At 58.3% G+C, this 26189-nt stretch carries 25 protein-coding genes; 17 read left to right on the forward strand and 8 right to left on the reverse strand.

Annotated elements, in window-relative coordinates; translation table 11 throughout:
- Window positions 1–247: 247 nt before the first annotated feature.
- Window positions 248–1447: a tyrosine--tRNA ligase gene (tyrS, locus tag H7850_RS15500; protein WP_227370390.1), complete on the reverse strand. Its 1200-nt coding sequence runs from the start codon at window positions 1445–1447 to the stop codon at window positions 248–250.
- Window positions 1448–1539: 92 nt separating this feature from the next.
- Between tyrS and H7850_RS15505 the strand changes: the two genes are divergently transcribed.
- Window positions 1540–2691, forward strand: a complete 1152-nt coding sequence (locus H7850_RS15505) for an anhydro-N-acetylmuramic acid kinase (protein ID WP_227370391.1) — start codon at window positions 1540–1542, stop codon at window positions 2689–2691.
- Here the strand turns inward: H7850_RS15505 and H7850_RS15510 are convergent.
- On the reverse strand, window positions 2685–3731 hold the full coding sequence (locus H7850_RS15510) for a type IV pilus twitching motility protein PilT (protein WP_227370392.1): 1047 nt from the start codon (window positions 3729–3731) through the stop codon (window positions 2685–2687). The genes H7850_RS15505 and H7850_RS15510 overlap by 7 nt on opposite strands.
- Window positions 3732–3770: 39 nt before the next feature.
- On the opposite strand from H7850_RS15510, the gene H7850_RS15515 reads away from it, so the two are divergent.
- The 6 genes from H7850_RS15515 to H7850_RS15540 are packed head-to-tail and all read left to right on the forward strand — an operon-like array spanning window position 3771 to window position 8233.
- The gene (locus H7850_RS15515; protein ID WP_227370393.1) at window positions 3771–4478 is read left to right on the forward strand and encodes a YggS family pyridoxal phosphate-dependent enzyme; all 708 of its coding nucleotides are present in this window, start codon (window positions 3771–3773) and stop codon (window positions 4476–4478) included.
- A gap of 46 nt (window positions 4479–4524) precedes the next feature.
- Complete coding sequence (proC, locus tag H7850_RS15520) at window positions 4525–5352, forward strand: pyrroline-5-carboxylate reductase (RefSeq protein WP_227370394.1); 828 nt, start codon at window positions 4525–4527, stop codon at window positions 5350–5352.
- A gap of 26 nt (window positions 5353–5378) precedes the next feature.
- A complete protein-coding gene (locus H7850_RS15525) occupies window positions 5379–5969 on the forward strand; it encodes a YggT family protein (protein WP_227370395.1) in 591 nt (196 codons plus the stop codon).
- A 27-nt stretch (window positions 5970–5996) separates the two neighbouring features.
- Complete coding sequence (gene metX / locus H7850_RS15530) at window positions 5997–7154, forward strand: homoserine O-succinyltransferase MetX (protein WP_227370396.1); 1158 nt, start codon at window positions 5997–5999, stop codon at window positions 7152–7154.
- A complete protein-coding gene (gene metW / locus H7850_RS15535) occupies window positions 7154–7774 on the forward strand; it encodes a methionine biosynthesis protein MetW (RefSeq protein ID WP_227370397.1) in 621 nt (206 codons plus the stop codon). Before metX ends, metW begins: the two co-directional genes overlap by 1 nt.
- Window positions 7775–7786: 12 nt before the next feature.
- The gene (locus H7850_RS15540) at window positions 7787–8233 is read left to right on the forward strand and encodes a DUF4426 domain-containing protein (protein ID WP_227370398.1); all 447 of its coding nucleotides are present in this window, start codon (window positions 7787–7789) and stop codon (window positions 8231–8233) included.
- A gap of 19 nt (window positions 8234–8252) precedes the next feature.
- Here the strand turns inward: H7850_RS15540 and H7850_RS15545 are convergent, their stop codons facing one another.
- Window positions 8253–9158 carry a ChaN family lipoprotein gene (locus H7850_RS15545; RefSeq protein WP_227370399.1) on the reverse strand — a complete coding sequence of 302 codons (906 nt, stop codon included), beginning with the start codon at window positions 9156–9158 and terminating at the stop codon, window positions 8253–8255.
- Between the two features lie 62 nt (window positions 9159–9220).
- Window positions 9221–9979, reverse strand: a complete 759-nt coding sequence (gene sfsA, locus H7850_RS15550; RefSeq protein ID WP_227370400.1) for a DNA/RNA nuclease SfsA — start codon at window positions 9977–9979, stop codon at window positions 9221–9223.
- 275 nt (window positions 9980–10254) lie between these two features.
- Between sfsA and dksA the strand changes: the two genes are divergently transcribed.
- The 10 genes from dksA to H7850_RS15600 all read left to right on the forward strand — a co-directional run bounded on the left by dksA (window position 10255) and on the right by H7850_RS15600 (window position 22080).
- Window positions 10255–10692 carry an RNA polymerase-binding protein DksA gene (gene dksA, locus H7850_RS15555; RefSeq protein WP_227370401.1) on the forward strand — a complete coding sequence of 146 codons (438 nt, stop codon included), beginning with the start codon at window positions 10255–10257 and terminating at the stop codon, window positions 10690–10692.
- A 60-nt stretch (window positions 10693–10752) separates the two neighbouring features.
- Window positions 10753–11655: a tRNA glutamyl-Q(34) synthetase GluQRS gene (gene gluQRS, locus H7850_RS15560; RefSeq protein ID WP_227370402.1), complete on the forward strand. Its 903-nt coding sequence runs from the start codon at window positions 10753–10755 to the stop codon at window positions 11653–11655.
- Window positions 11656–11722: 67 nt separating this feature from the next.
- Complete coding sequence (locus tag H7850_RS15565) at window positions 11723–11899, forward strand: hypothetical protein (protein WP_227370403.1); 177 nt, start codon at window positions 11723–11725, stop codon at window positions 11897–11899.
- Entirely contained in the window at window positions 11889–14831 is a 2943-nt protein-coding gene (locus tag H7850_RS15570; RefSeq protein WP_227370404.1) for an ATP-binding protein, read from the forward strand. The genes H7850_RS15565 and H7850_RS15570 overlap by 11 nt, the downstream gene beginning before the upstream one ends.
- 11 nt (window positions 14832–14842) lie before the next feature.
- Window positions 14843–16216, forward strand: a complete 1374-nt coding sequence (locus H7850_RS15575; protein WP_227370405.1) for a sigma-54-dependent transcriptional regulator — start codon at window positions 14843–14845, stop codon at window positions 16214–16216.
- A gap of 845 nt (window positions 16217–17061) precedes the next feature.
- Window positions 17062–18477, forward strand: a complete 1416-nt coding sequence (gene pcnB, locus H7850_RS15580; protein WP_227370406.1) for a polynucleotide adenylyltransferase PcnB — start codon at window positions 17062–17064, stop codon at window positions 18475–18477.
- A complete protein-coding gene (gene folK / locus H7850_RS15585; RefSeq protein WP_227370407.1) occupies window positions 18470–18967 on the forward strand; it encodes a 2-amino-4-hydroxy-6-hydroxymethyldihydropteridine diphosphokinase in 498 nt (165 codons plus the stop codon). Before pcnB ends, folK begins: the two co-directional genes overlap by 8 nt.
- Before the next feature lie 161 nt (window positions 18968–19128).
- Window positions 19129–19917, forward strand: a complete 789-nt coding sequence (gene panB / locus H7850_RS15590; RefSeq protein WP_227370408.1) for a 3-methyl-2-oxobutanoate hydroxymethyltransferase — start codon at window positions 19129–19131, stop codon at window positions 19915–19917.
- Entirely contained in the window at window positions 19917–20771 is an 855-nt protein-coding gene (gene panC, locus H7850_RS15595; RefSeq protein ID WP_227370409.1) for a pantoate--beta-alanine ligase, read from the forward strand. The genes panB and panC overlap by 1 nt, the downstream gene beginning before the upstream one ends.
- A gap of 130 nt (window positions 20772–20901) precedes the next feature.
- The gene (locus H7850_RS15600; protein WP_227370410.1) at window positions 20902–22080 is read left to right on the forward strand and encodes an acetyl-CoA C-acetyltransferase; all 1179 of its coding nucleotides are present in this window, start codon (window positions 20902–20904) and stop codon (window positions 22078–22080) included.
- A 96-nt stretch (window positions 22081–22176) separates the two neighbouring features.
- Here H7850_RS15600 and pnp read toward each other — a convergent pair whose 3' ends face one another.
- From pnp to rbfA, 4 genes are all read right to left on the reverse strand, one after another.
- Window positions 22177–24300, reverse strand: coding sequence for a polyribonucleotide nucleotidyltransferase (gene pnp / locus H7850_RS15605; RefSeq protein WP_227370411.1), 2124 nt, complete (start codon window positions 24298–24300; stop codon window positions 22177–22179).
- 172 nt (window positions 24301–24472) lie between these two features.
- The gene (gene rpsO / locus H7850_RS15610; protein WP_048308269.1) at window positions 24473–24742 is read right to left on the reverse strand and encodes a 30S ribosomal protein S15; all 270 of its coding nucleotides are present in this window, start codon (window positions 24740–24742) and stop codon (window positions 24473–24475) included.
- 112 nt (window positions 24743–24854) lie between these two features.
- Window positions 24855–25766: a tRNA pseudouridine(55) synthase TruB gene (truB, locus tag H7850_RS15615; protein WP_227370412.1), complete on the reverse strand. Its 912-nt coding sequence runs from the start codon at window positions 25764–25766 to the stop codon at window positions 24855–24857.
- Window positions 25766–26182, reverse strand: a complete 417-nt coding sequence (gene rbfA, locus H7850_RS15620; RefSeq protein ID WP_227370413.1) for a 30S ribosome-binding factor RbfA — start codon at window positions 26180–26182, stop codon at window positions 25766–25768. The genes truB and rbfA overlap by 1 nt, the downstream gene beginning before the upstream one ends.
- Window positions 26183–26189 lie beyond the last annotated feature (7 nt).

The raw sequence follows: 26189 nt of genomic DNA on the forward strand, positions 1-26189 counted from the left end.
GGGAGGCGGAACAATCCTGCTCAAGGGTCAAACGTCTCTTGACGAGTCGCTTGCCTCGATCTAGATGACTGGCATCCGATCGCTCACAAGCGCCCACATGAATTACCTGATCAATTGTTAAAGAGCGGTGCTGGTGCCTCTCGGGTGACCCCTCGTCGGCAGCAGCGGATGCGTACTTTACGGATCCAGATCGGGCCTGACAAGCCTTTTTGTAAAAAAATTACGGCGAACCATCCTCATGCTAACGCTATGTAAGCACAACTCGTGCATAGCGCTTCTTGCCTGCCTGTATCACATAGCTTTTACCCGTTTCGAGCATGTGGTCACGGGGAACGACCTCACCATCGACCTTGACCCTGCCATTGCTCAGCATGTCCTTGGCCTGAGCGCTGTTGTTGGCGAGATTGGCCCGATTGAGCACAGTGGCGATGGGCGCCTGAGCATCTTCATCGAAACTGACGCTGATTTCTGGCAGATCCTCGGGCAGTTCGCCTTCGGCAAGCTGATTGCCGGCGGAGCGATGTGCATTGGCGGCAGCCTGCTCACCGTGATAACGCGTAATCAGTTCGCGTGCCAGCTCCATCTTGATGTCCCGCGGGTTGGCACCGGACTCGATATCACGCCGAATGCTTTCTATTTCGTCGTTGCTCTTGAGTGATAGCAGCTCGAAATAGCGCCACATCAGGCTGTCCGGCATGGATACCAGCTTGTTGAACATGACCCCCGGTGGCTCATCAAGACCCACATAGTTCCCCAGCGATTTGGACATTTTCTGCACGCCGTCGAGCCCTTCAAGCAACGGCATGGTGATGACCACTTGCGATTCTTGTCCAAAGTGCTTTTGTATCTCGCGGCCCATGAGTAGATTGAACTTTTGATCAGTGCCGCCCAACTCGACATCCGCTTTCAGGGCTACCGAGTCATACCCCTGCACCAGCGGATAGAGGAATTCGTGGATGGAAATGGATTGCCCCGAGCGATAGCGCTTTTCGAAATCATCGCGTTCGAGCATGCGCGCCACGGTGCTTTGGCCGGCAAGCTCGATCATGTCGGCGGCACTCAAGGAGGTAAACCATTCGGCGTTGAAGCGTACCTCCGTCTTGTCCCGATCGAGAATCTTGAAAACCTGCTCGCGATAGGTCTCGGCATTGGCCTTGACCTCCTCCTCGGTGAGCGGCTTGCGGGTGACATTCTTGCCGGAGGGATCACCAATACGTCCAGTAAAGTCACCGATCAGGAAGATGACCTCATGCCCTAAATCCTGAAACTGGCGCATCTTGGTCAATAACACGCTATGGCCGAGGTGGAGATCCGGCGCGGTAGGATCGAAACCGGCTTTGATACGTAACTTGCGCCCTGAAGCGAGCTTTTTTTCGAGCTCGTCTTCAAGCAATATTTCATGAGCGCCTCGTTTGAGTAACGCCAGCGTATCGGCAACGTCGGTCATCGACTCCTCTCCACTAAAACGATTGTCTGTGCGAATGGAGCATGATGTTAGCATGTCTCGACTTGACGGTTGAGCACTCCTGGAGAAGAAGAATGCCTCTGTTTATTGGCCTAATGTCTGGCACGAGCCTCGACGGTATCGACGCTGCCCTAGTGCGCTGTGGCGAGGGGCATCCCGAACTGCTGGCAGCGAAGGGAGTCGGCATGCCTGAGGAATTGCGTCAGCGGCTAATGTCGCTTTGTCAGGCACGTAGCGTCACCTTTCAGGAGCTGGCCGCTGCTGAGACAGCTTTTTGCAAGCTGCAAGCAGAAGCCGCCAAGCAGCTACTCGCTACGACTGGCACCTCGGCAAATGAGATCAGCGCGATTGGCAGCCACGGGCAGACCATAGAGCACGCGCCATATGGCCATGAAACAGAGGGTGGCCATGAAGCAGGGAGCACGCCTTACACCCTTCAACTGGATAATCCCAGCCTGCTGGCCGAACTGACCGGCTGTCCCGTCGTTGCCGACTTCCGCCGCCGCGACTTGGCAGCCGGTGGCCAGGCGGCCCCTTTGGCGCCCGCCTTTCATGCCGCGGTATTCACCGCTGAGGACGAATGGCGTGTCGTCCTCAATCTGGGCGGTTTTGCCAACCTGACCCTGTTGCCACCTACTACCTCTAAAGCCCCTGTCATTGGCTTCGACACCGGCCCCGCCAATGCCTTGCTCGACGAGTGGCACGCTCACCACCGCCAAGAGCGCTTCGACCGCGATGGTCAATGGGCCGCCAGTGGTCAGGTCGATGATGCATTGCTCGAACGTCTACTAGATGACGATTTCTTTAGACGTCCACCGCCCAAGAGTACCGGGCGAGAGTATTTCAACAGTGACTGGCTCCAGGCACGGCTTTCTGGCCATGAGTCGCCTCAGGATGTACAGGCGACCCTGGCGGAACTGACTGCGGCCAGTATCGCATCGGGAATCGAGCAGGCCTGTCGGCAACAGGACGCTGAAAGCCCGCTGACACTCATTCCTTGCGGCGGGGGCGCCCACAATGGCGATCTTCTCAAACGGCTCGAACGACGCCTGCCTCAAGTAGCCCTGACATCCTGCGAGCACTTCGGCTGGTCACCGGATTGGCTGGAAGCGGGTGCCTTTGCCTGGCTCGCCTGGCGGCGCCTGGAGAATTTGCCCGGCAATCTGCCTGCAGTAACGGGTGCTTACGGCCCTCGTGTACTGGGCGGACTCTACAGCGCTCAATAAGCACCCGCGTCGGGTAGCGCGCCCTTGGCCTTCGCCTGAGCCTCTTGCTGGCTCACGAGGTTTTCACTGACCAATCGTGCCAGGCAGGCATCCAGGGTCTGCATGCCTTGCCCGCCGCCGGTTTGAATGGCCGAGTAAAGCTGCGCCACCTTGTCTTCGCGTATCAGATTGCGTACCGCAGCGTTGGCCACAAGAATCTCATGGGCTGCTACACGCCCACCTCCCTGACGCTTGAGCAGCGTCTGAGCGATCACGCCTTGCAGGGATTCGGACAGCATGGAACGCACGATGGCCTTTTCGTCGCCGGGAAAGACATCGATGATCCGATCGATGGTCTTGGCCGCCGAGGTCGTATGTAGTGTTCCGAACACCAGATGGCCGGTCTCGGCAGCGGTCAATGCCAAGCGAATCGTCTCCAGATCACGCATCTCACCCAGTAATATCACATCCGGGTCTTCCCGCAGCGCCGATCTCAACGCCTCACTGAAGCCACGGGTATCACGATGCACCTCCCGCTGATTGATCAGACAGCGCTTGCTGACATGAACGAATTCCACCGGGTCCTCGATGGTAAGGATATGGTCGTAGCGGGTTTCGTTGATATAATCGATCATTGCCGCAAGCGTCGTGGACTTGCCCGAGCCAGTGGGCCCGGCCACCAGCACCAGCCCCCTTGGCAACGAAGCAAGGCGCGTGAACACCTCGCCCAGCCCCAGCGCCTCCATGCTCAACACTTCCGAGGGAACGACCCGAAACACTGCACCCATGCCCCGGCCATGATTGAAGACATTGACACGAAAGCGCGATACACCGGGCACCTCGAAGGAAAAGTCAGTTTCCAGAGACTCCTCGAAATCCCGCTGCTGAATATCTCCCATGATGTCGTAGACCAGGGACCTTAGCTCGCGATCCTCCAGCGCCGGCACATTGAGGCGGCAGATATCGCCATCGACACGTATCATGGGCGGCAGACCCGCCGAAAGATGCAGGTCGGAGGCGTTCTGTTTTGCCGAAAACGCTAGCAATTCGGTAATATCCACACGAGTTTCCTATTCTTTTTTTGAAAGGTTAGTTCCGGCATGACAGACGCTCCGGTCAGCGATTCACTAAAACGCGCGCAGCATCGGCTTATCGAGGCCCTTGAAAACGCGGGGCGTTCTTCGCAAGACGCGCACCTGCTCGCCGTGAGCAAGACCAAGCCTGCCGCCCTGATTCGCGAGGCCTATGTCAGCGGTCAGCGCGAATTCGGCGAGAACTACCTTCAGGAAGCCCTCGACAAGCAGACCGAGCTTGCGGATCTGCAGGACATCGTTTGGCACTTCATCGGGCCATTGCAGTCGAACAAGACCCGGGCCGTGGCCGAGCACTTCTCCTGGGTGCACAGCGTCGACCGGATCAAGATCGCCCGCCGTCTCTCCGAACAGCGCCCGGCCTCCTTGGGCCCCCTGAATATCTGCCTGCAGGTCAATGTCAGCGATGAACCCAGCAAGGCCGGCATTGACCCGGATGAGCTCGATGCCCTGGCAGACGAGATCGCCACTCTTTCCAATCTGCGCCTGCGCGGGCTGATGACCATTCCCGCGCCTGCCTCCGACCTGGCGAGCCAGCGCCAGCCCCTGAGCCACTTGCGCCGTCTTCAAGAAGAACTGCGCCAGCGCCTGCCGGACGCACCGCTGGACACGCTTTCCATGGGCATGAGCGATGACCTGGAAGCCGCCATTCTCGAGGGGGCTACCCTGGTGCGCCTGGGCACCGCCATCTTCGGCGCTCGTGAAGCTCACCGCTGATGCTGTATCGTTCACTCTTTCAACTTGCCACCGCACAGGGTTTCTCATGACACACAAGATTACCTTCATCGGTGCCGGCAACATGGCCAGCGCCATCTTCGGCGGCATGATCGAGGGCGGCTATCCAGCCGACGCAATCACGGCCACTGCTCCCCGTGACGACACCCTGGCGCCATTGCGCGAGCGTTACGGCATCAACGTCAGCAGCGACAACAATGCCGCCGCCGCCGAGGCGGATGTGGTAGTGCTGGCGGTCAAGCCCAACCGCATGACTGACGTCTGCATCGAGCTGCGGGACAGCATCCAGGCACGTCAACCGCTTATCGTCTCCGTGGCAGCCGGGCTCACTGCAGACACCCTGGACGAGTGGCTAGGTGGCGGGCTACCCATCATTCGCTGCATGCCCAACACGCCCTCGCTGGTAAGCGCCGGCGCATCGGGGCTGTACGCCAACGCTCGAGTCAGCGAAGATCAGCGCCAGCTGACTACGTCCCTGCTGGAAGCAGTCGGCCTGGTCGAATGGGTCGATGACGAAGCGTTGCTGGAAGCTGTCACCGCCATTTCCGGCAGCGGGCCGGCCTACTTCTTTTTAGTATTCGAAGCCCTGATCGAAGCCGGTGAACGTCTTGGGCTATCGAAGGAAAGCGCTCGGCGCCTGGCACTACAGACCGGCTTGGGCGCTGCCAAAATGGCTCAGCAGAGCGAGTACGACCCTGCTCAGCTCAAGCGCAACGTCATGTCGCCGGGTGGCACCACAGAGCGTGCCATCGAAACCCTTGAAGATGGCGGCTTGCGTCAGCTGTTCGACGATGCCGCTCAGGCTTGCGCAGCACGCGCCAGGGCATTGTCTGAAGAGATCGGCAAGAAAGATTAAAAGTTTAATTCATACGGAGGAGCCCTATGGGCAGCCAACTGGGAAGCGCCGGCCTGATGCTGGTCAACACCCTGATCAACATCTACCTGTTTTTACTGATGCTGCGTTTCCTGCTGCAGGTGTCGCGGGCCGACTATTACAACCCACTCAGCCAGGGAGTGGTCAAGGCGACGCAGCCGGTGGTCAAACCCTTGCAAGGGTTCTTGCGCCCGATCGGACGTTTCGATCTGGCCACCCTGGGCGCCGGCTTTATCATCAAGGCGATCAGCATCATCGCCATCATGCAGGTCGCAGGCTACGGCATGCCTCCGCTTGGCGGCGTGGCCATCGCCTCGGTCGCGGCACTGGCCAGTGCCATTCTCAAGATCTACTTCTTCGCCCTGATCGGCATGATCATCCTGAGCTGGGTCGCGCCCCAGGCGAGCCACCCCGGAGCCATTCTGATCTTTCAGCTGGTCGAGCCGATCATGGCACCGGTGCGCAAGGTCATTCCGCCGCTGGGGATGATCGATCTATCGCCGATCGTGGTGTTCATCGCCATCAATTTGATCGACGCCGTCGTCGTTGGATCGCTGACCCGGGCGGCGGGCGTTTCCGGGGCCCTTGTCGGCCTTTGAAAGTTCGGTCTTTGAGAGCAAACCACGATGCCCACTACGCTTCCCGCTGACTCCGTCGGACTGGTGACACCGCAGACGGCTCATTTCGATGAGCCGCTTGCGCTGGCCTGTGGCAAGACGCTCGAGGCCTACGACCTGGTGTACGAAACCTACGGGGAACTCAACGCTGAGCGCAGCAATGCGGTGTTGATATGTCACGCCCTGTCCGGCAACCACCACGCGGCGGGCTACCACGGCAAAGACGATGCCAAGCCCGGCTGGTGGGATGCGCATATCGGCCCTGGCAAGACCATCGACACTCGCCGTTTCTTCGTCATCGCGCCCAACAACCTGGGCGGCTGCCACGGCAGTACCGGCCCCTGCAGCACCAACCCCGAGACCGGACGGTCTTGGGGGCCGACGTTCCCGCTGATGACGGTGAGCGACTGGGTCACCAGTCAGGCGCGTTTGGCCGATCGACTGGGAATCCAGCGCTTCGCGGCGGTAATCGGCGGCAGTCTAGGTGGCATGCAGGTGCTGCAATGGACGCTGAATTATCCCGATCGTATCGCCAACGCCGTGGTCATCGCCGCCACGTCACGGCTTTCGGCGCAGAACATTGCCTTCAACGAGGTGGCACGCCAAGCCATTCGCTCGGATCCAGACTTTCATGACGGCTGGTACGGCGAACACGGCACCCTGCCCAAGAGGGGCCTGAAACTGGCGCGCATGGTGGGCCACATCACCTATCTGTCCGAGCACTCCATGGGCGCCAAATTTGGCCGCGACCTACGCAGCGACGCGCTCAATTTCGGTTACGACGTCGAGTTTCAAGTGGAGTCTTATCTACGCTATCAGGGCGATATGTTCTCCACTGTCTTCGATGCCAATACCTATCTATTGATGACCAAGGCGCTGGATTATTTCGATCCGGCGGCGGCCTGTAATGGCGATCTAGCCGCGGCGCTGGCACCGGCGGACTGTCCTTTCCTGGTAGTGAGCTTCTCCACGGACTGGCGCTTTGCTCCGGCCCGCTCCCGGGAACTGGTGAATGCTCTGATCCGTGCCGGCAAACCGGTCAGCTATATCGACATCGACTCACCTCACGGTCACGATGCCTTTTTGCTGCCTGACGTCCGTTACCGGGCCGTATTCGGGGGCTTCATGAAGCGGATAACGCGAGAACTCGATCTGGAGAGCGACTGATGCGGGCAGATCTTACGCTGATTTATGGCTGGGTGCCCGAAGGCGCACGGGTGCTCGATCTGGCTTGTGGCGATGGCACTCTGCTCGACGCTCTGGCACGAGACAGAAAAGTATCGGGCTATGGCCTGGAGATCGATCCTGACGGCATCACCGCCTGTCTCGAGAAAGGGGTCAATGTCATCGAGCAGGATCTCAACCGGGGGCTCGCCAACTTCGACGACGATGCCTATGACATGATCATCATGACCCAGGCCCTTCAGGCTCTGCGCCGGCCGGATCTCATGCTCGACGAAATGCTTCGGGTCGCCAGCGAATGCATCATCACCTTCCCCAACTTTGCCTATTGGCGTCATCGTGTGCATCTGGGCATTAGGGGCTACATGCCAGTATCCAAGTCACTGCCTCATGCCTGGTACGATACGCCCAACATCCACTTGTCCACCTTCAATGATTTTGAACACCTGTGTCGGCAGAAGGGTCTTATCATCAATGATCGCGCCGTCGGCAATGGCGATCATGAAGGGCATTGGAGTTCACGTTGGTGGCCCAACCTGTTTGGCGAGACTGCCATCTTTCGTATTAGCCGCGATCAGGGGCATTACCGATCACGTAAGGAATAGGGGGAAACCAGCATGAGAAGGGTTCTGCAAACGATATCACTACTCTGGCTTGTCCTGTTGGTGAGTCTGCCCGTCAGCGCAGAACAGCTCGAACGTGTCGGTGATTACCGAATCCATTACAGCGCCGTGAATACCAGCTTTCTGACACCGGAAGTGGCCGCTGCCTACGATATTCAGCGCAGCAAGGTGATGGCGTTGCTCAGCGTCAGCGTTCTCGAGGAACAACCGGATGGCGCCACCCGGCCGGTGCAGGCAAACGTGGAGGGCAAGGTCGGCAATCTCGCAGGGCAATCCCAACCCCTGGCCTTTCGCACCGTGCGCGAAGACGGTGCCATCTATCAGCTGGCGGTGTTTCGCATTCAAGAAGACGAGCCCATGCGCTTCAACCTCGAAGTAGGGTTTGATCGCAACGAAGAGCCCGCCGAGATCGCCTTCATGCAGCGCTTCTTCATCGAGTAGCGCTTTCTTGATTGGGCGTCTACTGCGCGAAGCGCTCTCTCAAGGTGACGCAGGGATCTTCGCGATTGGCGACCGGCATCGTGAACCAGGCCAGATCGAAAGGGGGCTCAGCGTCGACGCTTGTCGGCAATGCCGATCTCCAAGTCTGGCCTGGTGGCACTTCCACCAGGCCCAGGCACAGCGGCGTTTGTCTTGCGTGCAGTGCCACCCCCACGTCTCGGCGTGCATGGCCATTGCCGCACACCAGCACGGAAGTCGGTGGTAAGACATTAAGTGCCGCCGCCATGGCCTGATCCCGGCCCACTTGGGCGGCCAACATGCCATCGAGCATATCCTCCGGCAGCATGCCACAGTGCCCTTCGATCAATGCCCGCCGTTGGCTCCGAGCCACTACCAGCGGTAGCTCCGGCGCCAGATCAAGCGCAACGATCTCGCGAATCTCAGGGGTCGTGAGATTCGCCCCGCGTACCGGCACGCCAAGACTCAGCGCCAGCTGCAGCGTCGGCCCGTAGGCAGACCAATCCCAGCCTCGCTGCCAATCCAGAGCATCCTGCCACTGGGCATCGGACATTGTTTGCCGCGCGTTTTCAGGAAGCTTTTCAAGCAGTGCTTGCTGTTCGCTGTCGAGCATTTCCATGGCCACGCCGCCCAGCGCATCTCTGGCCGCCAGCTGTGCGATCAGCCAGCGCTCCAGACGGTGATGCTCGGGGTTGTCGTGCGTCTCGCCGACGATCACTGCCGGGTTTTCCATCAGACGCGCAAGTAGATCGCTGCTGCTGAGCCATGTATTTCGGCGTAGATCACGAATGCGGTTGATGCCTGACGCCGCCGGGTTGCCCTGGGCAAGGCTCATTTGCGTAAGACCTGGCAACCCCGTGCTGGCGGCCAGGGCAAGCAACATCTTGAGACACGCTCGTCGCTGCATGTATTTTTCCTATCCAGGTGTAGTCTATCCGTCTGCAAAACACGCTTGCATCAAAGCCTGATTCAACTCGTTGCTTGCTGTTGCATCAGGCGGCATTCAAGCGATAGCGGCAAGGGCCGGTCGAGATATATACCTTGCGGGATTCCATCGACACGCTCGATTCGACAGCCATAGGCCAGCACCTCGACACCCTCGCCAACCACGTGGCGCAGTGTGCTGGCATAAACCGGATCGATATGCTCTGCCGGGGCCACGTCCTTGATTCCGGTGTTGGCGACGCAAAACAGCAGCACGGCGCGCTGGCCTGTCTTGGCAAGCCGCCCCAGAGATTCAAGGTGGCGCGCGCCACGCACCGTCACGGAGGCAGGGAAATAGCCGTGGCCATCGTCTTCCTTGAGCGTGACCTGCTTGACCTCGATGAAGGCGCACCCCCGGGTCGAATCCTCAAGACAGAAGTCGAGTCTACCACTGTCTACCCGAACCTCGCGCCGCAAGGCTGCATAGCCATTCAGTTCGGGAATTCGCTGTGCTCTAAGCGCCTCCTCGACGATGGCATTGGCGCGCCCGGTATGTATCGAGGAGAGCGCCATGGAGCCATCCGGCTGGGGCAGTTCGATCAACTCCCATGTCCAGGGCAGCTTGCGCGCAGGATTGGTGCTGGCAGAAAGCCATACACGGCATCCGGGTACATTGGTCGAGCGCATCGAGCCTGTGTTGGGGCAGTGCGCCACCACGACTTCGCCGCTGGCCAGTTCGATATCTGCCAGGAATCGCTTGTAGCGACGCAACAAAATACCCGAAGTTAAAGAAGTGTACTGCATAGCCTACTGCTATTTCCCAATGAAACACTTGAGCCCACAAAGTCTCCTTACTCGTCGATCAGCGCAACCACCGGCGTCAGACTGGCTATCTTAGCCGACTCAAATCAAGTTCGTCAGCGACAAAACCATTGAGTAGTTGCAAAACACTGGCTTTTTCGCTAAATAAGCAAGGCTTCGGGTGGGTACACTCCTCCCCCGCAGGTTGCGCGATGATAATCAGCACAACTTGATCGGCCGGGCATCGGCCCAAGTCACTTGAGTAATGAGGCAGCCCCATGCCAGTAGCGGAAAAGAAAACGGAAGCGCCAAAGAAATTCATCCCGTACGAGCCGGCGCCGGATGAAGAGTACATGAACGAAAAGCAGCTGGAGCACTTCCGGCAGATGCTACTTGACTGGAAGATGGACCTGATGGAAGAGGTCGATCGCACCGTGCGCCACCTCCAAGAAGACGCCAACAACTACGCCGACCCTGCGGATCGCGCCACCCAGGAAGAAGGCTTCAGCCTTGAACTGCGCACCCGCGATCGTGAGCGCAAGCTACTCAAGAAGATCAACGAAACGATCGATAATATCGATGATGACGATTACGGCTTCTGCGAAGCCTGCGGTGTCGAGATCGGTATTCGTCGCCTGGAAGCGCGGCCAACCGCCACGCTTTGCGTGGACTGCAAGACGCTGGCGGAGCTCAAGGAAAAGCAGCTCGGCGGCTGATATCATCCCGCTTGCAATGGGCGCCCCATGGCGCCCATTCGTGTTTCAAGAGGGTCGCACATGCCCGGCTATCGTGGCCGCTTCGCTCCCACCCCTTCCGGCCCATTGCATTTCGGCTCCCTGGTCACGGCGTTGGCGAGCTATCTCGATACGCGTCATGCCGGGGGCACCTGGCTCGTGCGTATTGAGGACATCGATCCACCCCGCTGTCCGCCTGGGACGGACACCACGATACTGCGCCAGCTCGAGGCATTCGGGTTGCACTGGGACGAAGAGGTTCGCTACCAAAGCACTCGGCACGAGGCTTACCAGGCTGCCTTAGAGCAATTAGCCGAGAACGGCCTGGCCTATCCTTGCAGCTGCTCGCGTAAGGAGCGGCGGGAGTACGCCGTATATCCGGGCTGGTGTCGCAGCGGTGTGCGTCATCCCGGACGTTCACTCGCCTGGCGCCTGCGCAGCGATCTAGGTGAGCGCCCCATCGTCTGGCAGGACAGACTGTTTGCACGCCAATGTTTCGATCCGGCGGAGCTTGGCGACGTCGTGCTCAAACGCCGGGACGGTTTATGGGCTTATCAGCTGGCGGTCGTCGTCGATGACGGCGATCAGCGTATCAATCAGATCGTGCGCGGTACCGATCTGCTCGACAATACGCCTTGGCAAGGCCAGTTGCAGCGAGCGCTGAACCTGCCACGGCCACACTATCTTCACTTGCCGCTCATTGCCGCCCACAATGGTCAAAAACTCTCCAAGCAGAATCTGGCACCAGCGCTGCCTACGGATGACCTATCAGTTCGACGCTTTTTACATGAAGCATTGATAGCGCTTGATCAGGCGCCAGCGCCCTTTCTCAACGATGCCCCTGTCAATGAACAGCTAAGTGCGGCTATTGCCGCCTGGGACAGCAATCGGCTGCAACCGCGCATGTACCGGACACTGCCTCATGCTATCAGGACGGAAAAATGACGCGGACGCAAGTTGCATGGCATCTTCGTGGCATCTGAATAAAGAAGGGGAACGGTAGACAGCATTCATGTACATCTATCGCATCATGCTATTTCTGGTTTTCGGCGGCTATCTGCTCTCACCGGTATTGATGAGCGGCTGGGGCGAGCCCGATGCTGCCTGGTACCGCCCCTTTTTGATCTGGGGCGCCCTGATTGCACTCGGGGTATGGTTAGAGCAAAAGAGAAAGCTCGATGAGCGCTAATCTCCTTGGCACGCTTGTTCTTGGCGCAGGTTACTTGTCACTCCTCTTTCTGAGCGCTCTAGCGGTCGAGAAAGGATGGGTTCCAAGACGTCTGGTACACCATCCTGCGGTCTACTCGCTATCCTTAGGCGTCTATGCCAGCGCCTGGGCCATCTACGGCAGTGTCGAACTGGCCTCCCGGGTGGGCTATGGCTATCTGGCCTACTACCTGGGCGTTTCCGGCGCCTTTCTACTGGTCTCGGTCATGCTGGTACCCATTCAGCGCCTGGCACGTACCTATCAGTTGACCTCCCTTGCAGACCTGTTCGCCTTTCGCTTTCGCAGCCGCTGGGTCGGCACGCTGATCACCCTGATCACCCTGATGGCGGTGATGCCGCTTTTGGGGCTGCAATTGAAGACACTTGGCGATGCGCTTCATCGTTTGACCGGCAGCGAATCGCCCACATTGCTGGCTCTACTCTTTTGCCTCCCGATCACATTACTGGCCATCATGTTCGGTGCGCGGCACAGTCATCTGCCGGTACGCCACGATACCTTGCTGGCGGTCATTGCACTGGAATCCCTGGTCAAGCTGGCCGCCTTGCTGCTGTTGGGCGCAGTGGCGCTTTACGGGATCTTCGACGGCCCCGCTGATCTGCAGAATTGGCTCGAAGGCCCGGGTGTTGCGTTGCAAAGCGATATCACGCGACTAGACACCGGCCAGTGGCGCATTCTGTTGCTGCTGTTCTTCGCTGCAGCTTTTCTCATGCCGCACATGTTTCACATGACCTTTACCGAAACGCCCTCACGCAAGGCGTTGTTACAGGCCGGCTGGAGCTTTCCCTTCTACCTGCTACTGATCGCGCTTCCGATCCCCTTGATTGTATGGGCAGCACAACGCCTGGGTATCGACACATCGATGCCAGGAGCCGCCTATCTCGCCTTCGAACTGTCCACCAACCCCTGGATCGATAGCCTGGCATTCATTGCGGGGCTGGCCGCCGCCAGTGGTACCTTGATCATCGTGGCAGTGGCGCTTGCAGGAATGACCTTGAATCACCTGGTGCTGGTCGCACGCCCTCCGGACAAAAGAGAAAACCTCTACCGCCGACTACTCTGGTTGCGCCGCATCTTGATCGTCGCTGTCATCCTCGGTGCCTGGTTGTTCTATCAAGGCGTGGGTCAGCATCAGGATCTTGCGGAACTGGGACTGACCGCCTTCGTTGGCATGGCGCAATGTCTCCCGGGCCTGCTTGCGATTCTCTACTGGCCCGGTGCCAATCGCAAAGGCATGCTCTGTGGCCTAGCCACCGGCTGCACGATCTGGCTACTGGGAATGTGGTTGCCCTTTCTCAGTGGCTTTTCGCCCATGGCGCTGCTGCCTTCCAGCCTGGATTGGCTCCTAGACGAGCCGACCTGGTATGTCGTCACCCTCATTGCGCTCAATGCCAATATTCTGATCTTCATTCTGGTATCACTGGTCACGCGGACCTCGCCCGGGGAGCGCGCTGCCGCCGAAGCCTGCTCCGTCGAGGCTGTCATTCGCCCACAACGATTACCATTGACGGCGCGTAACGCGGAGGAGTTCAAGCATCTGCTAGCCGACGCGCTGGGGCCGGAAACCGCCAAGCGAGAGGTGGAGAACGCAACCCGTGCACTAAAGCTATCCGCTCAGGACAATCGCCCCTATGCCCTGCGTCGTCTGCGAGACCGCATTCAGGCCAACTTGTCGGGGCTGATGGGGCCCTCGGTAGCGCAGGATATCGTCGATCGCTTTCTGCCGTATCGATTGGGCGAAGGTAGAGGCACCGATGACATTCACTTCGTCGAGCGCCGCCTGGAAGCGTATCGCACTCGCTTTACCGGTTTGGCACGGGAGCTCGACGGGTTGCGCCGCCATCATCGTCGAACGCTGGAGCGTTTGCCCGTTGGCTTGTGCGTCTTCGACGAGGAAGGCGAACTGCTGATGTGGAACGATGCACTGGCACAGCTTTCGGGCATCGATGGCAATCATGTGGTCGGCGCGCATCGAGACGGGCTCCCCCCACCCTGGAGCGATCTTCTTACACGCATTCAGGACGAACCGCATGACTATCTCTACAAGCAAGCCGTGACACTGGCATCCCAGACACGCCATCTGACGCTGCATCGGGCGCTGTTGCCGCCGGAAGAAGGCGACCATGGCGCCATGGTGATTCTCATTGAAGATCACAGCGAGCTGAAATGGCTCGAGGACGAACTGGTGCACAGCGAGCGCCTGGCTTCCATCGGCCGCCTGGCGGCGGGCGTCGCCCACGAGATCGGCAATCCCATCACGGGAATTTCATCCCTGGCCCAAAACCTACGCTACGACAGTGATGACCCTGACACTGCACGAACCGCCGAGCAGATCCAGCAATTGACCCAGCGGGTATCCTCCATAGTTACCTCCCTGGTCGGCTTTGCCCACGGTGGCCGCCACATTCAGAATACTCAGTTGACGCTGCTGGAACTGCGCCCGCTTGTCGATGAGGCCCTGCACTTGATCCATTTGGCGCGCTCGGGAGAGGATGTAAGCTATGACAACCGTTGCCCGTCTGGGATACAGGTTACAGGCGATGCCCAGCGTCTAGTGCAGGTGCTGGTCAACCTGATCGGCAATGCGCGTGACGCCAGTCAGCCGGGAGGTCTTGTGGTTCTAGCGGCCGATATCCAGGACAACTGGGTACGCTTGAGCATCACCGACGATGGCCATGGCATCGACGGCTCGATTCGCGATCATCTCTTCGAGCCCTTTGTTACCACCAAGGCCCCCGGCAAGGGAACAGGGCTCGGATTGCCGCTGGTGTACAGCATCGTCCGCGAGCATCATGGTGATATTCGCATTGATTCGCCTGCCCCGGGTCACCTGCGGGGTACCCGCATTACACTCCGCTTCCCTCGCCCGCAAGAGGGGGGAGCCGCAACAGGATGATTCATACGCCGATGAGTAGAATTCTGATCGTTGAAGACGAAGCCATCATTCGCAGTGCTCTGCGCCGCCTACTGGAACGCCACGACTATCAGATCAGCGAGGCCGGTTCAGTGGAGGAGGCGTTGTCTCTCGATCCCAAGCGCTTCGACCTGATCATCAGCGATCTGCGCCTACCCGGCCCTCCGGGCACCGATCTCATCGATGCCGCTGATCCTGTGCCGGTGCTGATCATGACCAGCTATGCCAGCATGCGATCCGCCGTGGAAGCGCTCAAACAGGGCGCCGTTGATTATATCGCCAAACCTTTCGATCACGACGAACTCATCAAGACCGTTGCAACCACATTGCGTTGTCATGCACCCACTTCGCAGGAGGCGTGCGCTCCAAACTCGGCGGCACCCCAGGAAATGATCGGCGACTGTCCTGCCATGCAGATCGTTTACGATCGCATACGCAAGACGGCACCCGCCGATGTCACGGTACTGGTTCACGGTGAGTCCGGAACCGGCAAGGAGCTGGTGGCACGCGCCTTGCACCGGCAGAGTCGACGTGCCAACTCGCCATTGATCTGTGTCAATTGCGCAGCAATTCCTGAAACCCTGATCGAATCCGAACTGTTCGGTCACGAAAAAGGTGCATTCACCGGCGCAAGCGCGGCACGCACGGGCCTGGTCGAGGCTGCGGATGGCGGCACGCTGTTTCTGGATGAAATTGGCGAGCTGCCATTGGACGCTCAGGCCCGGCTGCTGCGGGTTCTGCAAGAAGGCGAAATACGCAAGGTCGGCTCCGTGGAGACTCGCCATGTGAATGTACGCCTGATCGCCGCGACCCATCGCGATTTGCATGCGCTATCGCGCAGTGGTGAGTTCCGCCTCGATTTATATTATCGCCTCAATGTAATGCAGATCGATCTTCCACCGCTGCGCGAGCGTGAAGACGACATCTTGAAAATTGCTGATATTCTTCTGGATAGCGCATGTCGGCGCCATGCTCGTGAAGGTCTGAAGCTTTCACGCGCGGCGCGGCGCGAGATCCGCGACTATCCCTGGCCGGGCAATGTCCGCGAGCTGGAAAACGCCCTGGAGCGCGGCGTGATACTGGCTGAAAGTCATCTCATCCATCCTGAAGATCTTGGGCTAGCGACACCAAAACCCTCACTCAATGCGAGCAAGCCCGCAGCAACTGCCTTGCACAGTGTTCCCAAGGACGCGGAAGAAGATCTCTCACTAGAGGATTACTTTCAGCACTTCGTGCTCGAACACCAGGAGCAAATGAGCGAAACCGAGCTGGCGCAAAAACTTGGTGTCAGCCGCAAATGCCTTTGGGAGCGGCGACAGCGCCTGGGCATTCCACGCAGAAAAACCTCGCGCACCCGCACCAACTAAAATCTTGGCCGAAAAGATCGACTAATGTCTAACAAGGCTAAATTGATCATAAATAAACATATTTTCGTCGAGGCATCCCTGAAAATACCTCTTTTGTTACCTTCTTACCCACTTCGTGCCACATTCGGCACCAACTTCGGTAACACGCGAATGTCGCCAATCAGCCAGTGATTTCGAACCAACTTCAAGCATCTGTTTTAAAAGAAAAAAAACGACACTGGCATACGACATGCTGCTCTAATGGCAAGAAAAACAAAAACAGTACTGATCACTACAAGCAAACGCTGTAACAACAACAAGTAATACAGATGGCGTGACTGACGACGTTTCAACAACAATAATTATCGATCAGAAATGCGCTTGTTTTGGTTCTATAACAACAATCATCAGGCAACGCTTGCCAATCCGATAAGCATAAAACGATTGGCTATCCGATATTTTAATTGGAACGCGACGTACCCAGAGCAGGCTCAATAAAAACAGCCGCCTGCCAGAGGCACGCCTTCGGAAACAATCACAAGAGCCGAAGGAAGGTAGACTCCCTACCGTCGTGGTTGGATTATTGTTTTGAATACGAGGCGGTCGCCATCAGGCTATCCAACAACAAGAACACTGCTTACCTGATAGATTTCATTAGTGACCGTGGTGCGTATTCAAGGCGATGCGCCATCACGAAGAAGAACCAATAGCATGGATGCTGAGCAACTTGCTTCCAGGGGAGACCATGACAGGTCTCCCCCTTCTACTTCTCTGCATTTGAAATACAAGCCCCCGCGCAATGCTTTGCAAGCCTCCCGGGCTCGGCTACACTGGCCGTTTAATTTACCGCGAGCCAATATCGCTGCATGCTTAAAGGATTTACTCGCCTTCTCCAACGCCCCGGTGAACGTTTGAAGACCCTGTTCGGCAATCAAGATGGCGTGGGTCATGTGACTCGGCCCCACATCATCCCTCGCGAAGAGCATCCTATTTCACGCCAACTGTTCAGTGATAGCGCTTTGAAAGTGCTCTATCGGCTGCACAATGCCGGCTTTGACGCCTACTTGGTCGGTGGTTGCCTGCGTGATGCCCTGCTAGGCAAGTCACCCAAGGATTTCGACGTCGCGACCAACGCCACCCCGGAGGAGCTACGCGATCTGTTTCGCAATTCGCGCATCATTGGGCGCCGTTTTCGTATCGTTCATGTGCGCTTCGGTCGCGAAATCATCGAGGTCACCACCTTCCGTGGTCGTCCCAATGACGATCACGGCGAACATCTGGCCCAGCAATCCGAGCATGGGTTGCTGTTAAGGGACAATGTCTGGGGCAATATCGAAGAAGATGCGCTGCGCCGGGATTTCACCATCAATGCGCTGTATTACAACATCGCGGATTTTTCACTGCACGACTGGGCCGGCGGCGTCGACGACATCGATGCGCGTGTTCTACGCCTGATTGGCAACCCTGAAAGGCGCTACCGCGAGGATCCGGTGCGCATGCTCCGTGCCATGCGCTTCGCCGCCAAACTGGACTTCGCTCTTGCCCCGGATACCGAGGCACCCATTGGCGACATGGCTCATCTGCTGTTACAGATTCCTCCCGCCAGACTGTTCGAGGAAGTTCTCAAGCTGTTTCTATCCGGTCAGGCCGTCAGTACCTTTCATCTGCTGCGCCAATACGGTCTGTTCGCCATGCTCTTTCCCGAAGCGGAAGAATCCATGGAAGAGCTTGACTGGGCAGAGCCACTCATCATTCAAGCACTAGCCAATACCGATATCCGCATTCAGCAAGAACGACCGGTAACCCCGGCCTTTCTTTTCGCCGCCCTGCTCTGGCCAGGTGTACAGCAACGCCAAAAGCAATTGCAGGCCGAAGGGCTAGCGCCGATTCCCGCGCAGCAGACCGCCGCCCAACAGGCGGTATCGCGCCAGCTTCAGCACACCTCCATTCCCAAGCGCTTTAGCTTCCCGATGCGTGACATCTGGGACCTGCAGCAACGACTCCCCAAACGTCGTGGCAAGCGGACGTTTCAAACACTCGAGCATCCTCGCTTTCGCGCCGCCTACGACTTTCTCTTGCTGCGCGAGGCCGCTGGCGAGATCCCGTCTGGACTAGGCGCCTGGTGGGAGGCGTTCCAAAGCGGCGACGAACATGAACAGCAGCGCTTGCTGAACAAGATCGACGCCGATCCTGCTGGCGCTAGCGATGGCCGCAAGCGTCGACCGCGCAAACGAAAGCGCAGCAACAAGTCCCAAGGGTCGTCGCCGTCAGGCCATGAGTGAATTCGCACACCAGGCCTATATCGGCCTAGGGAGTAACCTGGATGGACCTCGCGAGCATATCGAACAGGCATTGATAGCGCTGAAGCGGCTTCCCGTGACACGGTTGCTCGCGGCTTCCCCCTGCTACGCAAGCAAGCCGGTAGGCCCTCAGGATCAGCCTGATTTCATCAATGCAGTGGCCCGGGTATCGACTCGCCTGTCACCCCTTGCGCTACTCGATCAACTCCAGGCCCTGGAGCAACAGCATCAACGTCGGCGCTTGCGCCATTGGGGGCCCCGCACTCTGGATCTTGATCTGCTTCTGTTCGATGATCTGACGCTTGATCTACCACGCCTGAAACTGCCTCACCCAGCCATGAAAGAGCGCGCTTTCGTACTGTTTCCTCTGGCCGATATCTCGCCTGGACTGGCGATTGGCGCCACACGAATTGAAGATCTTCTGCTACACATGAAAGACCACGATCTACAGCGCCTCCAATCCGATAGTTAGGGTTGCAAGATTTTTGTTACCCTTTCACACTACCACCGAGCATAAAGTAACAAAAACGGGTAACAAATGACCGTGCCCGGCATAAAGGCTTCTTTTCAACTGCACTGTTCTCGCATGCTGTCAGCTTTCCTTGCATGCCACTTGAGACGAGATTGCACGCCATGAAGACCGTTACCACGCGCGCACTCCAGGCGCTCAAGCAAGCCGGTGAAACATTCAGCTGTTTGACCGCTTATGATGCTTCCTTTGCACGTATCGCAAGCCAGGCAGGTATCGAGGTGCTACTGGTCGGCGATTCTCTGGGCATGGTGCTACAAGGCCATTCCACCACCCTCCCGGTCACCCTGGACGATATCGACTACCACACGCGCTGTGTCGCTCGCGGCAAGGAGAAAAGCCTGCTGATGGCGGATCTGCCGTTCATGAGCAACACAAGCACGGAGCGCCTGCTTCAGGACGCCGGCGTCCTGATACGCGCCGGTGCCGAGATGGTCAAGATCGAGGGGGAGGCGTGGCTGGCTGAGGGCATTCGCGAGTTGACCCGGCGAGGCGTCCCGGTCTGCGCTCACATGGGGCTGACGCCTCAATCAGTGCATCAGTTCGGCGGTTACAGGGTGCAGGGCCGAGATAGCGTTCACGCCGAACAGATGGTGGCTGACGCACAGGCATTGGTCGATGCCGGTGCCTCGGTCATTTTGCTCGAATGCGTACCCGCACAACTGGGGCGCCTCATGCGCGACACTCTGGAAGTCCCTGTAATCGGCATCGGTGCAGGAGCCGACGTGGACGGGCAGATTCTGGTAATGCACGACATGCTAGGCGTCAGTGCTCGCCTTCCTCGCTTCGCCAAGAACTTCCTGGCTGAAACCGACTCGATCGAGGCTGCTTTCGGTGCTTATCATGAAGCAGTCAAGACCCGCCGCTTCCCCAGCGAAGAGCACAGCTTCTAATGCAGACCCTGAATACCATCAAGGCGCTACGCCAGACGCTTGCCACGCATCGTCGCCAAGGTGACAAGATTGCCCTGGTGCCCACCATGGGCAACCTGCACGCAGGCCATACGGCCTTGGTGGAGATGGCGCAGCGACATGCCGATATCGTGGTGGCGACGATCTTCGTCAACCCTCTTCAATTCGGCGCGGGGGAAGATCTCGATGCTTATCCGCGCACCCTCGCCGAAGACCAGAGCAAGCTGGAGGCGGCGGGGTGCAATCTTCTCTTCACGCCAAACAACGCCATGCTCTATCCAAATGGTCTCGAGGCCCATACCCGCGTGTTGGTGCCCGAAGTTTCACAAGGGCTTTGCGGCGCCAGTCGGCCAGGACACTTCGAGGGCGTCGCCACCGTGGTCACCCTGCTCTTCAATCTGGTGCAACCGGACATTGCTTGCTTTGGAGAGAAGGATTACCAGCAGCTGGCGGTGATTCGTAAACTGACCGCGGATTTGCATCTTCCTATCGACATCATCGCTACCCCCACCGTACGCAACGACGATGGGCTGGCGCTGTCGTCTCGCAACGGCTATCTCGATGACGCTCAGCGCGCCAAGGCTCCTGCGCTATATCGCACCCTGTGCCAGGCCCGGGATGCGCTCGAAAAGGGCATGCCGAGTAATGACGTGCTGCACGAGGCACTGCAAAATCTCATCGCAGCAGGTTTCAAACCGGACTACCTCGAGCTGCGCCGCGCCAATGATCTTGGTCCGGTAAGCGATACCACGCAGGACGCCATATTGCTTGCGGCAGCCCACCTCGGAACGACGCGTCTGATCGACAATATGCCCATCCTGCTACCGAAAGATTGACCAAACGCCGCACCAGAAAATACTAGATTACTCTGGTTCTCGGCCATGAGGCGTATTAGCGATTGCGGCGATGGCCAAGGGTCTCCTATGCTGGTAAAGAGACTATACGCACGAAGATAAGGAGTATCGTATGCAAGATGTGGTCATTGTCGCCGCTCGACGCACCGCCATTGGCACTTTTGGCGGCGCGTTATCCACGATTCCCGCCAAGGAGCTAGGGGCTCGTGTCATCAAGGATATTCTTGCCAATACCGGCGTTTCTCCCGATCAGGTCGATGAAGTGCTGCTTGGCCAGGTATTGACCGCTGCTTGTGGGCAGAATCCCGCCCGCCAGACCGCCATTCTTGCCGGCCTGCCGGACGCGGTTCCCGCCATGACCATCAACAAGGTCTGCGGTTCCGGCCTCAAGGCGCTGCATCTGGCTACTCAGGCCATTCGCTGTGGCGATACGGAACTGATTCTGGCGGGAGGTCAGGAAAACATGTCGCTGTCGCCCCATGCCCTACCCCACTCCCGTACCGGACAGCGCATGGGTGACTGGAAAGCGCTCGACACCATGGTGTATGACGGCCTGTGGGATGCCTTCAACGATTATCACATGGGTATTACTGCAGAGAATTTGGGCGAAAAGTACGGCATCACTCGCGAGCAGATGGACGAATTCGCTGCTACCTCCCAGCAGAATGCAGCTGCCGCCATCGAATCGGGGCGCTTCGACAGCCAGATCGTGCCGATCGAGATACCTCAGCGCAAGGGCGACCCGATCGTCTTCGACAAGGATGAAGGGCCTCGCGCCGGCATTACAGCCGAGAAGCTCGGCGGCATGAAGCCTGCCTTCAAGAAAGATGGCGCCGTAACTGCCGGCAACGCCTCGGGAATCAACGATGGTGCGGCTGTTGCCATGCTGTGTTCCGAGTCCAAGGCCCGGGAATTGGGACTTGAGCCTCTGGCGCGCATCAAGGCCTACGCCAATGCCGGGGTCGATCCGTCAATCATGGGCATTGGTCCGGCGCCTGCCACACGCCGCTGCCTCGAGAAAGCCGGCTGGAGCATGGACGAACTCGATCTGGTTGAAGCCAACGAAGCGTTCGCCGCCCAGGCAATTGCGGTGAACAAGGAGTTGGGATGGGATACCAGCAAGATCAACGTTAACGGCGGCGCCATTGCGCTAGGGCACCCCATCGGCGCTTCCGGCTGCCGAGTACTGGTGTCGTTGCTGCATGAGATGATTGCCCGGGATGCCAAGAAAGGCTTGGCGACCTTGTGTATTGGCGGCGGTCAGGGTGTGGCGCTAGCCATTGAAAGATAATGGTTTGAAAGCAACACAATAAAAACGTCCCAGCCGGTTCAACCCGGCTGGGACGTTTCTTTTACTCTTTAAAAAAACCGCCTACAACGTCACGCGTTACTCGGCCAGTTCGGCCTCGAAGGCCGCCTTTTCCTCGGCGCCGATCTCCTTGATCGACAGCTTCACGCGATTGCGATTGTCGATATCAAGCACCTTGACCGTCACCTCGTCACCCTCATTGAGGAAATCGCGCACGTCGTTGACGCGTTCCGGCACGATCTGCGAAATATGCACCAATCCATCGGTACCAGGCATGAAGTTGACGAAAGCACCGAAGTCGGCAATACGCACCACCTTGCCGCGATAAAGCTTGCCGATCTCGGCTTCGGCAGTGATACCGAGCACGATATCCGTCGCCTGTTTGGCAGCCGCCTTGTCATCGGCGTAGATACGCACGGTACCGTCGTCGTCGAGGTCGATAGACGCGCCGGTGTCATCGCAAATCTTGCGGATGGTGGCGCCGCCTTTACCGATGACGTCACGGATCTTGTCCGAATCGATCTTGATGGTGATCATGGACGGTGCGTTTTCGGACACTTCCGTACGGCTTTGATCGATCACCTCGTTCATCTGAGCGAGGATGCTCTGGCGCGCTTCATGGGCCTGCTGCAGCGCAGTCTCCATGATTTCTTCATTGATGCCTTCGATCTTGATGTCCATCTGCAGCGCAGTGACACCCTTGGCGGACCCGGCAACCTTGAAGTCCATATCACCGAGATGGTCCTCGTCCCCCAGGATGTCCGTCAACACGGCAAACTTGTCGTCGTCTTTGACCAAACCCATGGCAATACCGGCCACCGGCGCCTTGAGCGGAACACCGGCGTCCATCAGGGCAAGCGAGGTGCCGCATACCGAGGCCATGGAGCTCGAGCCGTTGGACTCGGTGATCTCGGACACCACGCGAATGGTGTAGGGGAAGTCCTCGTCGCTGGGCAACATGGCCTGAACGCCACGCCGGGCCAGGCGACCGTGGCCGATCTCGCGCCGCTTGGGTCCGCCCATGAAACCGGCCTCGCCCACACAGTATGGGGGGAAGTTGTAGTGCAGCAAGAAGCGATCCTTGCGCTCTCCTTCCAGAGATTCGATCAGCTGTGAGTCGCGGAGCGTCCCCAGAGTCGCGATGACGATCGCCTGGGTCTCACCCCGGGTAAACAGGGCAGAGCCATGGGTACGCGGCAGCACACCGACCTGAATGTCCAGCGGCCGCACGGTCTTGTGATCACGCCCATCGATTCGCGGCTCGCCATCGATCACGCGGCTACGCACAACGCGCTTCTCGAGGCCGGCAAAGGCACTACTCACTTCATCAGTGCTGAATTGGGCATCATCACCGCTGGCCAACTGCTCGACGGCCTCGGCCTTGAGGCCCGACAGGGCGTCCTGACGCGCCATCTTGTCCGTTACCCGGTAGGCGTCGCCGATTCTGGACTCGAAGCCGCTCGCCAGGGCGTCCTTGAGTGAAGTATTTTCCTGCGCCGGCTGCCATTCCCATTTGGGCTTGCCTGCTTCACCGACAAACTCATTAATCGCCGTGATTGCCACCTGCATTTCCTGATGGGCAAAGAGCACCGCGCCCAGCATCTCGTCTTCGAGCAGCTCCTTGGCCTCGGACTCCACCATCAGCACGGCTTTCTCGGTGCCGGCAACGACCATGTTGAGCTCGGAGGTCGTCAACTCCGAGACGCTGGGATTGAGGAAGTAGCCCTTCTCTTCGCTGAAGGCCACACGAGCGGCGCCGATCGGGCCATTGAAGGGCACACCGGAAATGGCAAGTGCCGCTGACGTACCGATCATCGCAGCAATATCCGGATCCTGGTTGCGATCGGCGGACAGCACATTACAAACGACCTGAACCTCATTCATGAAGCCCTTGGGAAACAGCGGGCGAATCGGCCGATCGATCAGCCGTGATGTCAACGTTTCCTTTTCGGTGGGACGCCCTTCGCGCTTGAAGAAACCACCGGGGATCTTGCCAACCGCATAGGTCTTTTCCTGGTAATGCACAGAAAGCGGGAAAAAGTCCTGGCCTGGCTTGGTATCTTTTCTGGCCACTACGGTACACAGCACCACGGTACCCTCCATGGTGACTTGTACAGCGCCAGTGGCTTGACGAGCGATACGCCCTGTTTCGAGGGTCACGGTGCTCTGACCGTACTGAAATGTTTTCTTGACCGGATTCACGGGGACATCCTTACCTTGTCGATTTCATTGGGGTCGTTTTGACTCGGCGACCATTCTACCAGTCTGGTGGGATTACGGGTTAGCGCCATCAGGCATCCAAAAACGCGAAACGGGCAACCCCTCGGGCTGCCCGTTCTTGTCTTGCATGCGCGCAGTAGCGACTTGCTGCTCCTCAGCGACGCAAGCCGAGACGCTGAATCAAAGACTGGTAACGCTCCAGATCCTTGCGCTTGAGATAGTCGAGCAGCTTGCGGCGCTGATTGACCATCCGGATCAGGCCCCGGCGGGAGTGGTGATCCTGCTTGTTGGACTTGAAGTGAGACTGCAGCCCATCAATGTTGGCACTCAAAAGTGCGACCTGAACTTCTGGGGAGCCGGTATCGTTTTCACCACGGCCGTATTCGTTGACGATTTCAGCCTTCTTTTCAGTGGTCAATGCCATCTGTGTACCTCCAGTAAGCAATATGCTTGAGATGATAAATGTCGGAGACCACGCATATTTGCAGTCTCCAGGGTATGTCGCTATTAGGCAGCGACAAGGCTACTTTCGCTCGTCAAGCGGTAGCCACCAGTCGGCGGGGGGTTACCTCTCCCGCCACGAGGATCGTGACCAATCCCAAAAAGACATTGTCACGATACAAGCGCGCCGTGCTGCCTATCGATAGCCCAGCGGTGTCTGTTTGTACGCACTGCCCTAGCAACAAACGCTTTGCAACGTCACCATCGACGCTCAGTCGTGGCAAGTGCTTTACCAGGACGTCCATTTCCAGCAGCTGCAGCTCGCGCTCTGCTTGATCGCTCATCGAGGCCAGCGCCTCCAATGAGACCATGCCGCTATCGTCGAAGGCACCGGTGCGCAATCGTCGTAGCGCCGTGATATGCGCACCGCACCCCAATGCCTGACCAATATCCTCGGCCAGCGTTCGTATATAAGTGCCCTTGCTGCAGGCCACTTCAAGCTCAAAGCCCATGGCATCGCGCGCGAGAAGCCGCATATCATAAACCCTCACGCGACGCGGTGCACGCTCGATTGTCTTGCCTTGGCGTGCCAGCTCGTACAATGGCTTGCCTTGATGCTTCAGGGCCGAATACATGGGCGGCACCTGATCGATCTCACCGCAAAACGACGCCAGCACCTTTTCAATATCCGCATCGGTAAAGCCCGCGACCGAACGACGCTCGACTATCTCACCTTCTGCATCGCCGGTATCGGTGATTTCGCCAAGACGAACGTAGGTCCGATAGCGCTTGTCAGCGTCCAACAGATAGGATGAGAACTTGGTCGCCTCTCCGAAGCATACCGGTAACAACCCGGTCGCCATGGGATCCAGCGTTCCCGTATGTCCTGCTTTTTGTGCTTGAAACAAGCGACGAACCCGTTGGAGTGCGTGGTTGCTCGACATACCCGCTGGCTTATCGAGCAACAGCACACCGTTCACTGGCAAACCCCGACGACGTCGCGCCATCAGCGCTCCCCTTCTCCTGAGGAGGATTCGCGATTCTCGAGATCGTCACTGTGATGAACCCGGTCAGCCTCAACGGCCTGATCGATCAACGAGGAGAGCTCCTGACCCCGTACAACGCTTTCATCGTAATGAAAACGAAGCTCGGGAACGTGACGCAGCTTGATGCGCCGAGCAATCTGGCTGCGCAGAAACCCGGCGGCATGCTTGAGCACCGCAAGGTTTTCCTGAACTCGCTCCGGATCATTGTCTCCCAACAGGGTGATATAGACCTCGGCATAGCCCAAGTCGCGGCTGACGTCGACACCGCTGACGGTGACCATGCCCAACCGCGGATCCTTGACCTCTCGCTGGATGAGCACTGCTAGCTCCTGCTGCAGTTGATCCGCCACCCGATCGGTACGCTTGAACTCACGCATCCTACTC

The sequence above is a fragment of the Halomonas sp. M20 genome, assembly GCF_020622265.1.
Taxonomy (GTDB): domain Bacteria; phylum Pseudomonadota; class Gammaproteobacteria; order Pseudomonadales; family Halomonadaceae; genus Modicisalibacter.

What these genes read in the sequence shown, in the direction of transcription:
- tyrS (WP_227370390.1), bottom strand. Translation starts at nt 1,447, where the DNA reads ATGACCGACGTTGCCGATACGCTGGCGTTACTCAAACGAGGCGCTCAT.
- H7850_RS15505 (WP_227370391.1), top strand. Translation starts at nt 1,540, where the DNA reads ATGCCTCTGTTTATTGGCCTAATGTCTGGCACGAGCCTCGACGGTATC.
- H7850_RS15515 (WP_227370393.1), top strand. Translation starts at nt 3,771, where the DNA reads ATGACAGACGCTCCGGTCAGCGATTCACTAAAACGCGCGCAGCATCGG.
- proC (WP_227370394.1), top strand. Translation starts at nt 4,525, where the DNA reads ATGACACACAAGATTACCTTCATCGGTGCCGGCAACATGGCCAGCGCC.
- H7850_RS15525 (WP_227370395.1), top strand. Translation starts at nt 5,379, where the DNA reads ATGGGCAGCCAACTGGGAAGCGCCGGCCTGATGCTGGTCAACACCCTG.
- metX (WP_227370396.1), top strand. Translation starts at nt 5,997, where the DNA reads ATGCCCACTACGCTTCCCGCTGACTCCGTCGGACTGGTGACACCGCAG.
- metW (WP_227370397.1), top strand. Translation starts at nt 7,154, where the DNA reads ATGCGGGCAGATCTTACGCTGATTTATGGCTGGGTGCCCGAAGGCGCA.
- H7850_RS15540 (WP_227370398.1), top strand. Translation starts at nt 7,787, where the DNA reads ATGAGAAGGGTTCTGCAAACGATATCACTACTCTGGCTTGTCCTGTTG.
- H7850_RS15545 (WP_227370399.1), bottom strand. Translation starts at nt 9,158, where the DNA reads ATGCAGCGACGAGCGTGTCTCAAGATGTTGCTTGCCCTGGCCGCCAGC.
- sfsA (WP_227370400.1), bottom strand. Translation starts at nt 9,979, where the DNA reads ATGCAGTACACTTCTTTAACTTCGGGTATTTTGTTGCGTCGCTACAAG.
- dksA (WP_227370401.1), top strand. Translation starts at nt 10,255, where the DNA reads ATGCCAGTAGCGGAAAAGAAAACGGAAGCGCCAAAGAAATTCATCCCG.
- gluQRS (WP_227370402.1), top strand. Translation starts at nt 10,753, where the DNA reads ATGCCCGGCTATCGTGGCCGCTTCGCTCCCACCCCTTCCGGCCCATTG.
- H7850_RS15565 (WP_227370403.1), top strand. Translation starts at nt 11,723, where the DNA reads ATGTACATCTATCGCATCATGCTATTTCTGGTTTTCGGCGGCTATCTG.
- H7850_RS15570 (WP_227370404.1), top strand. Translation starts at nt 11,889, where the DNA reads ATGAGCGCTAATCTCCTTGGCACGCTTGTTCTTGGCGCAGGTTACTTG.
- H7850_RS15575 (WP_227370405.1), top strand. Translation starts at nt 14,843, where the DNA reads ATGAGTAGAATTCTGATCGTTGAAGACGAAGCCATCATTCGCAGTGCT.
- pcnB (WP_227370406.1), top strand. Translation starts at nt 17,062, where the DNA reads ATGCTTAAAGGATTTACTCGCCTTCTCCAACGCCCCGGTGAACGTTTG.
- folK (WP_227370407.1), top strand. Translation starts at nt 18,470, where the DNA reads ATGAGTGAATTCGCACACCAGGCCTATATCGGCCTAGGGAGTAACCTG.
- panB (WP_227370408.1), top strand. Translation starts at nt 19,129, where the DNA reads ATGAAGACCGTTACCACGCGCGCACTCCAGGCGCTCAAGCAAGCCGGT.
- panC (WP_227370409.1), top strand. Translation starts at nt 19,917, where the DNA reads ATGCAGACCCTGAATACCATCAAGGCGCTACGCCAGACGCTTGCCACG.
- H7850_RS15600 (WP_227370410.1), top strand. Translation starts at nt 20,902, where the DNA reads ATGCAAGATGTGGTCATTGTCGCCGCTCGACGCACCGCCATTGGCACT.
- rpsO (WP_048308269.1), bottom strand. Translation starts at nt 24,742, where the DNA reads ATGGCATTGACCACTGAAAAGAAGGCTGAAATCGTCAACGAATACGGC.
- truB (WP_227370412.1), bottom strand. Translation starts at nt 25,766, where the DNA reads ATGGCGCGACGTCGTCGGGGTTTGCCAGTGAACGGTGTGCTGTTGCTC.
- rbfA (WP_227370413.1), bottom strand. Translation starts at nt 26,182, where the DNA reads ATGCGTGAGTTCAAGCGTACCGATCGGGTGGCGGATCAACTGCAGCAG.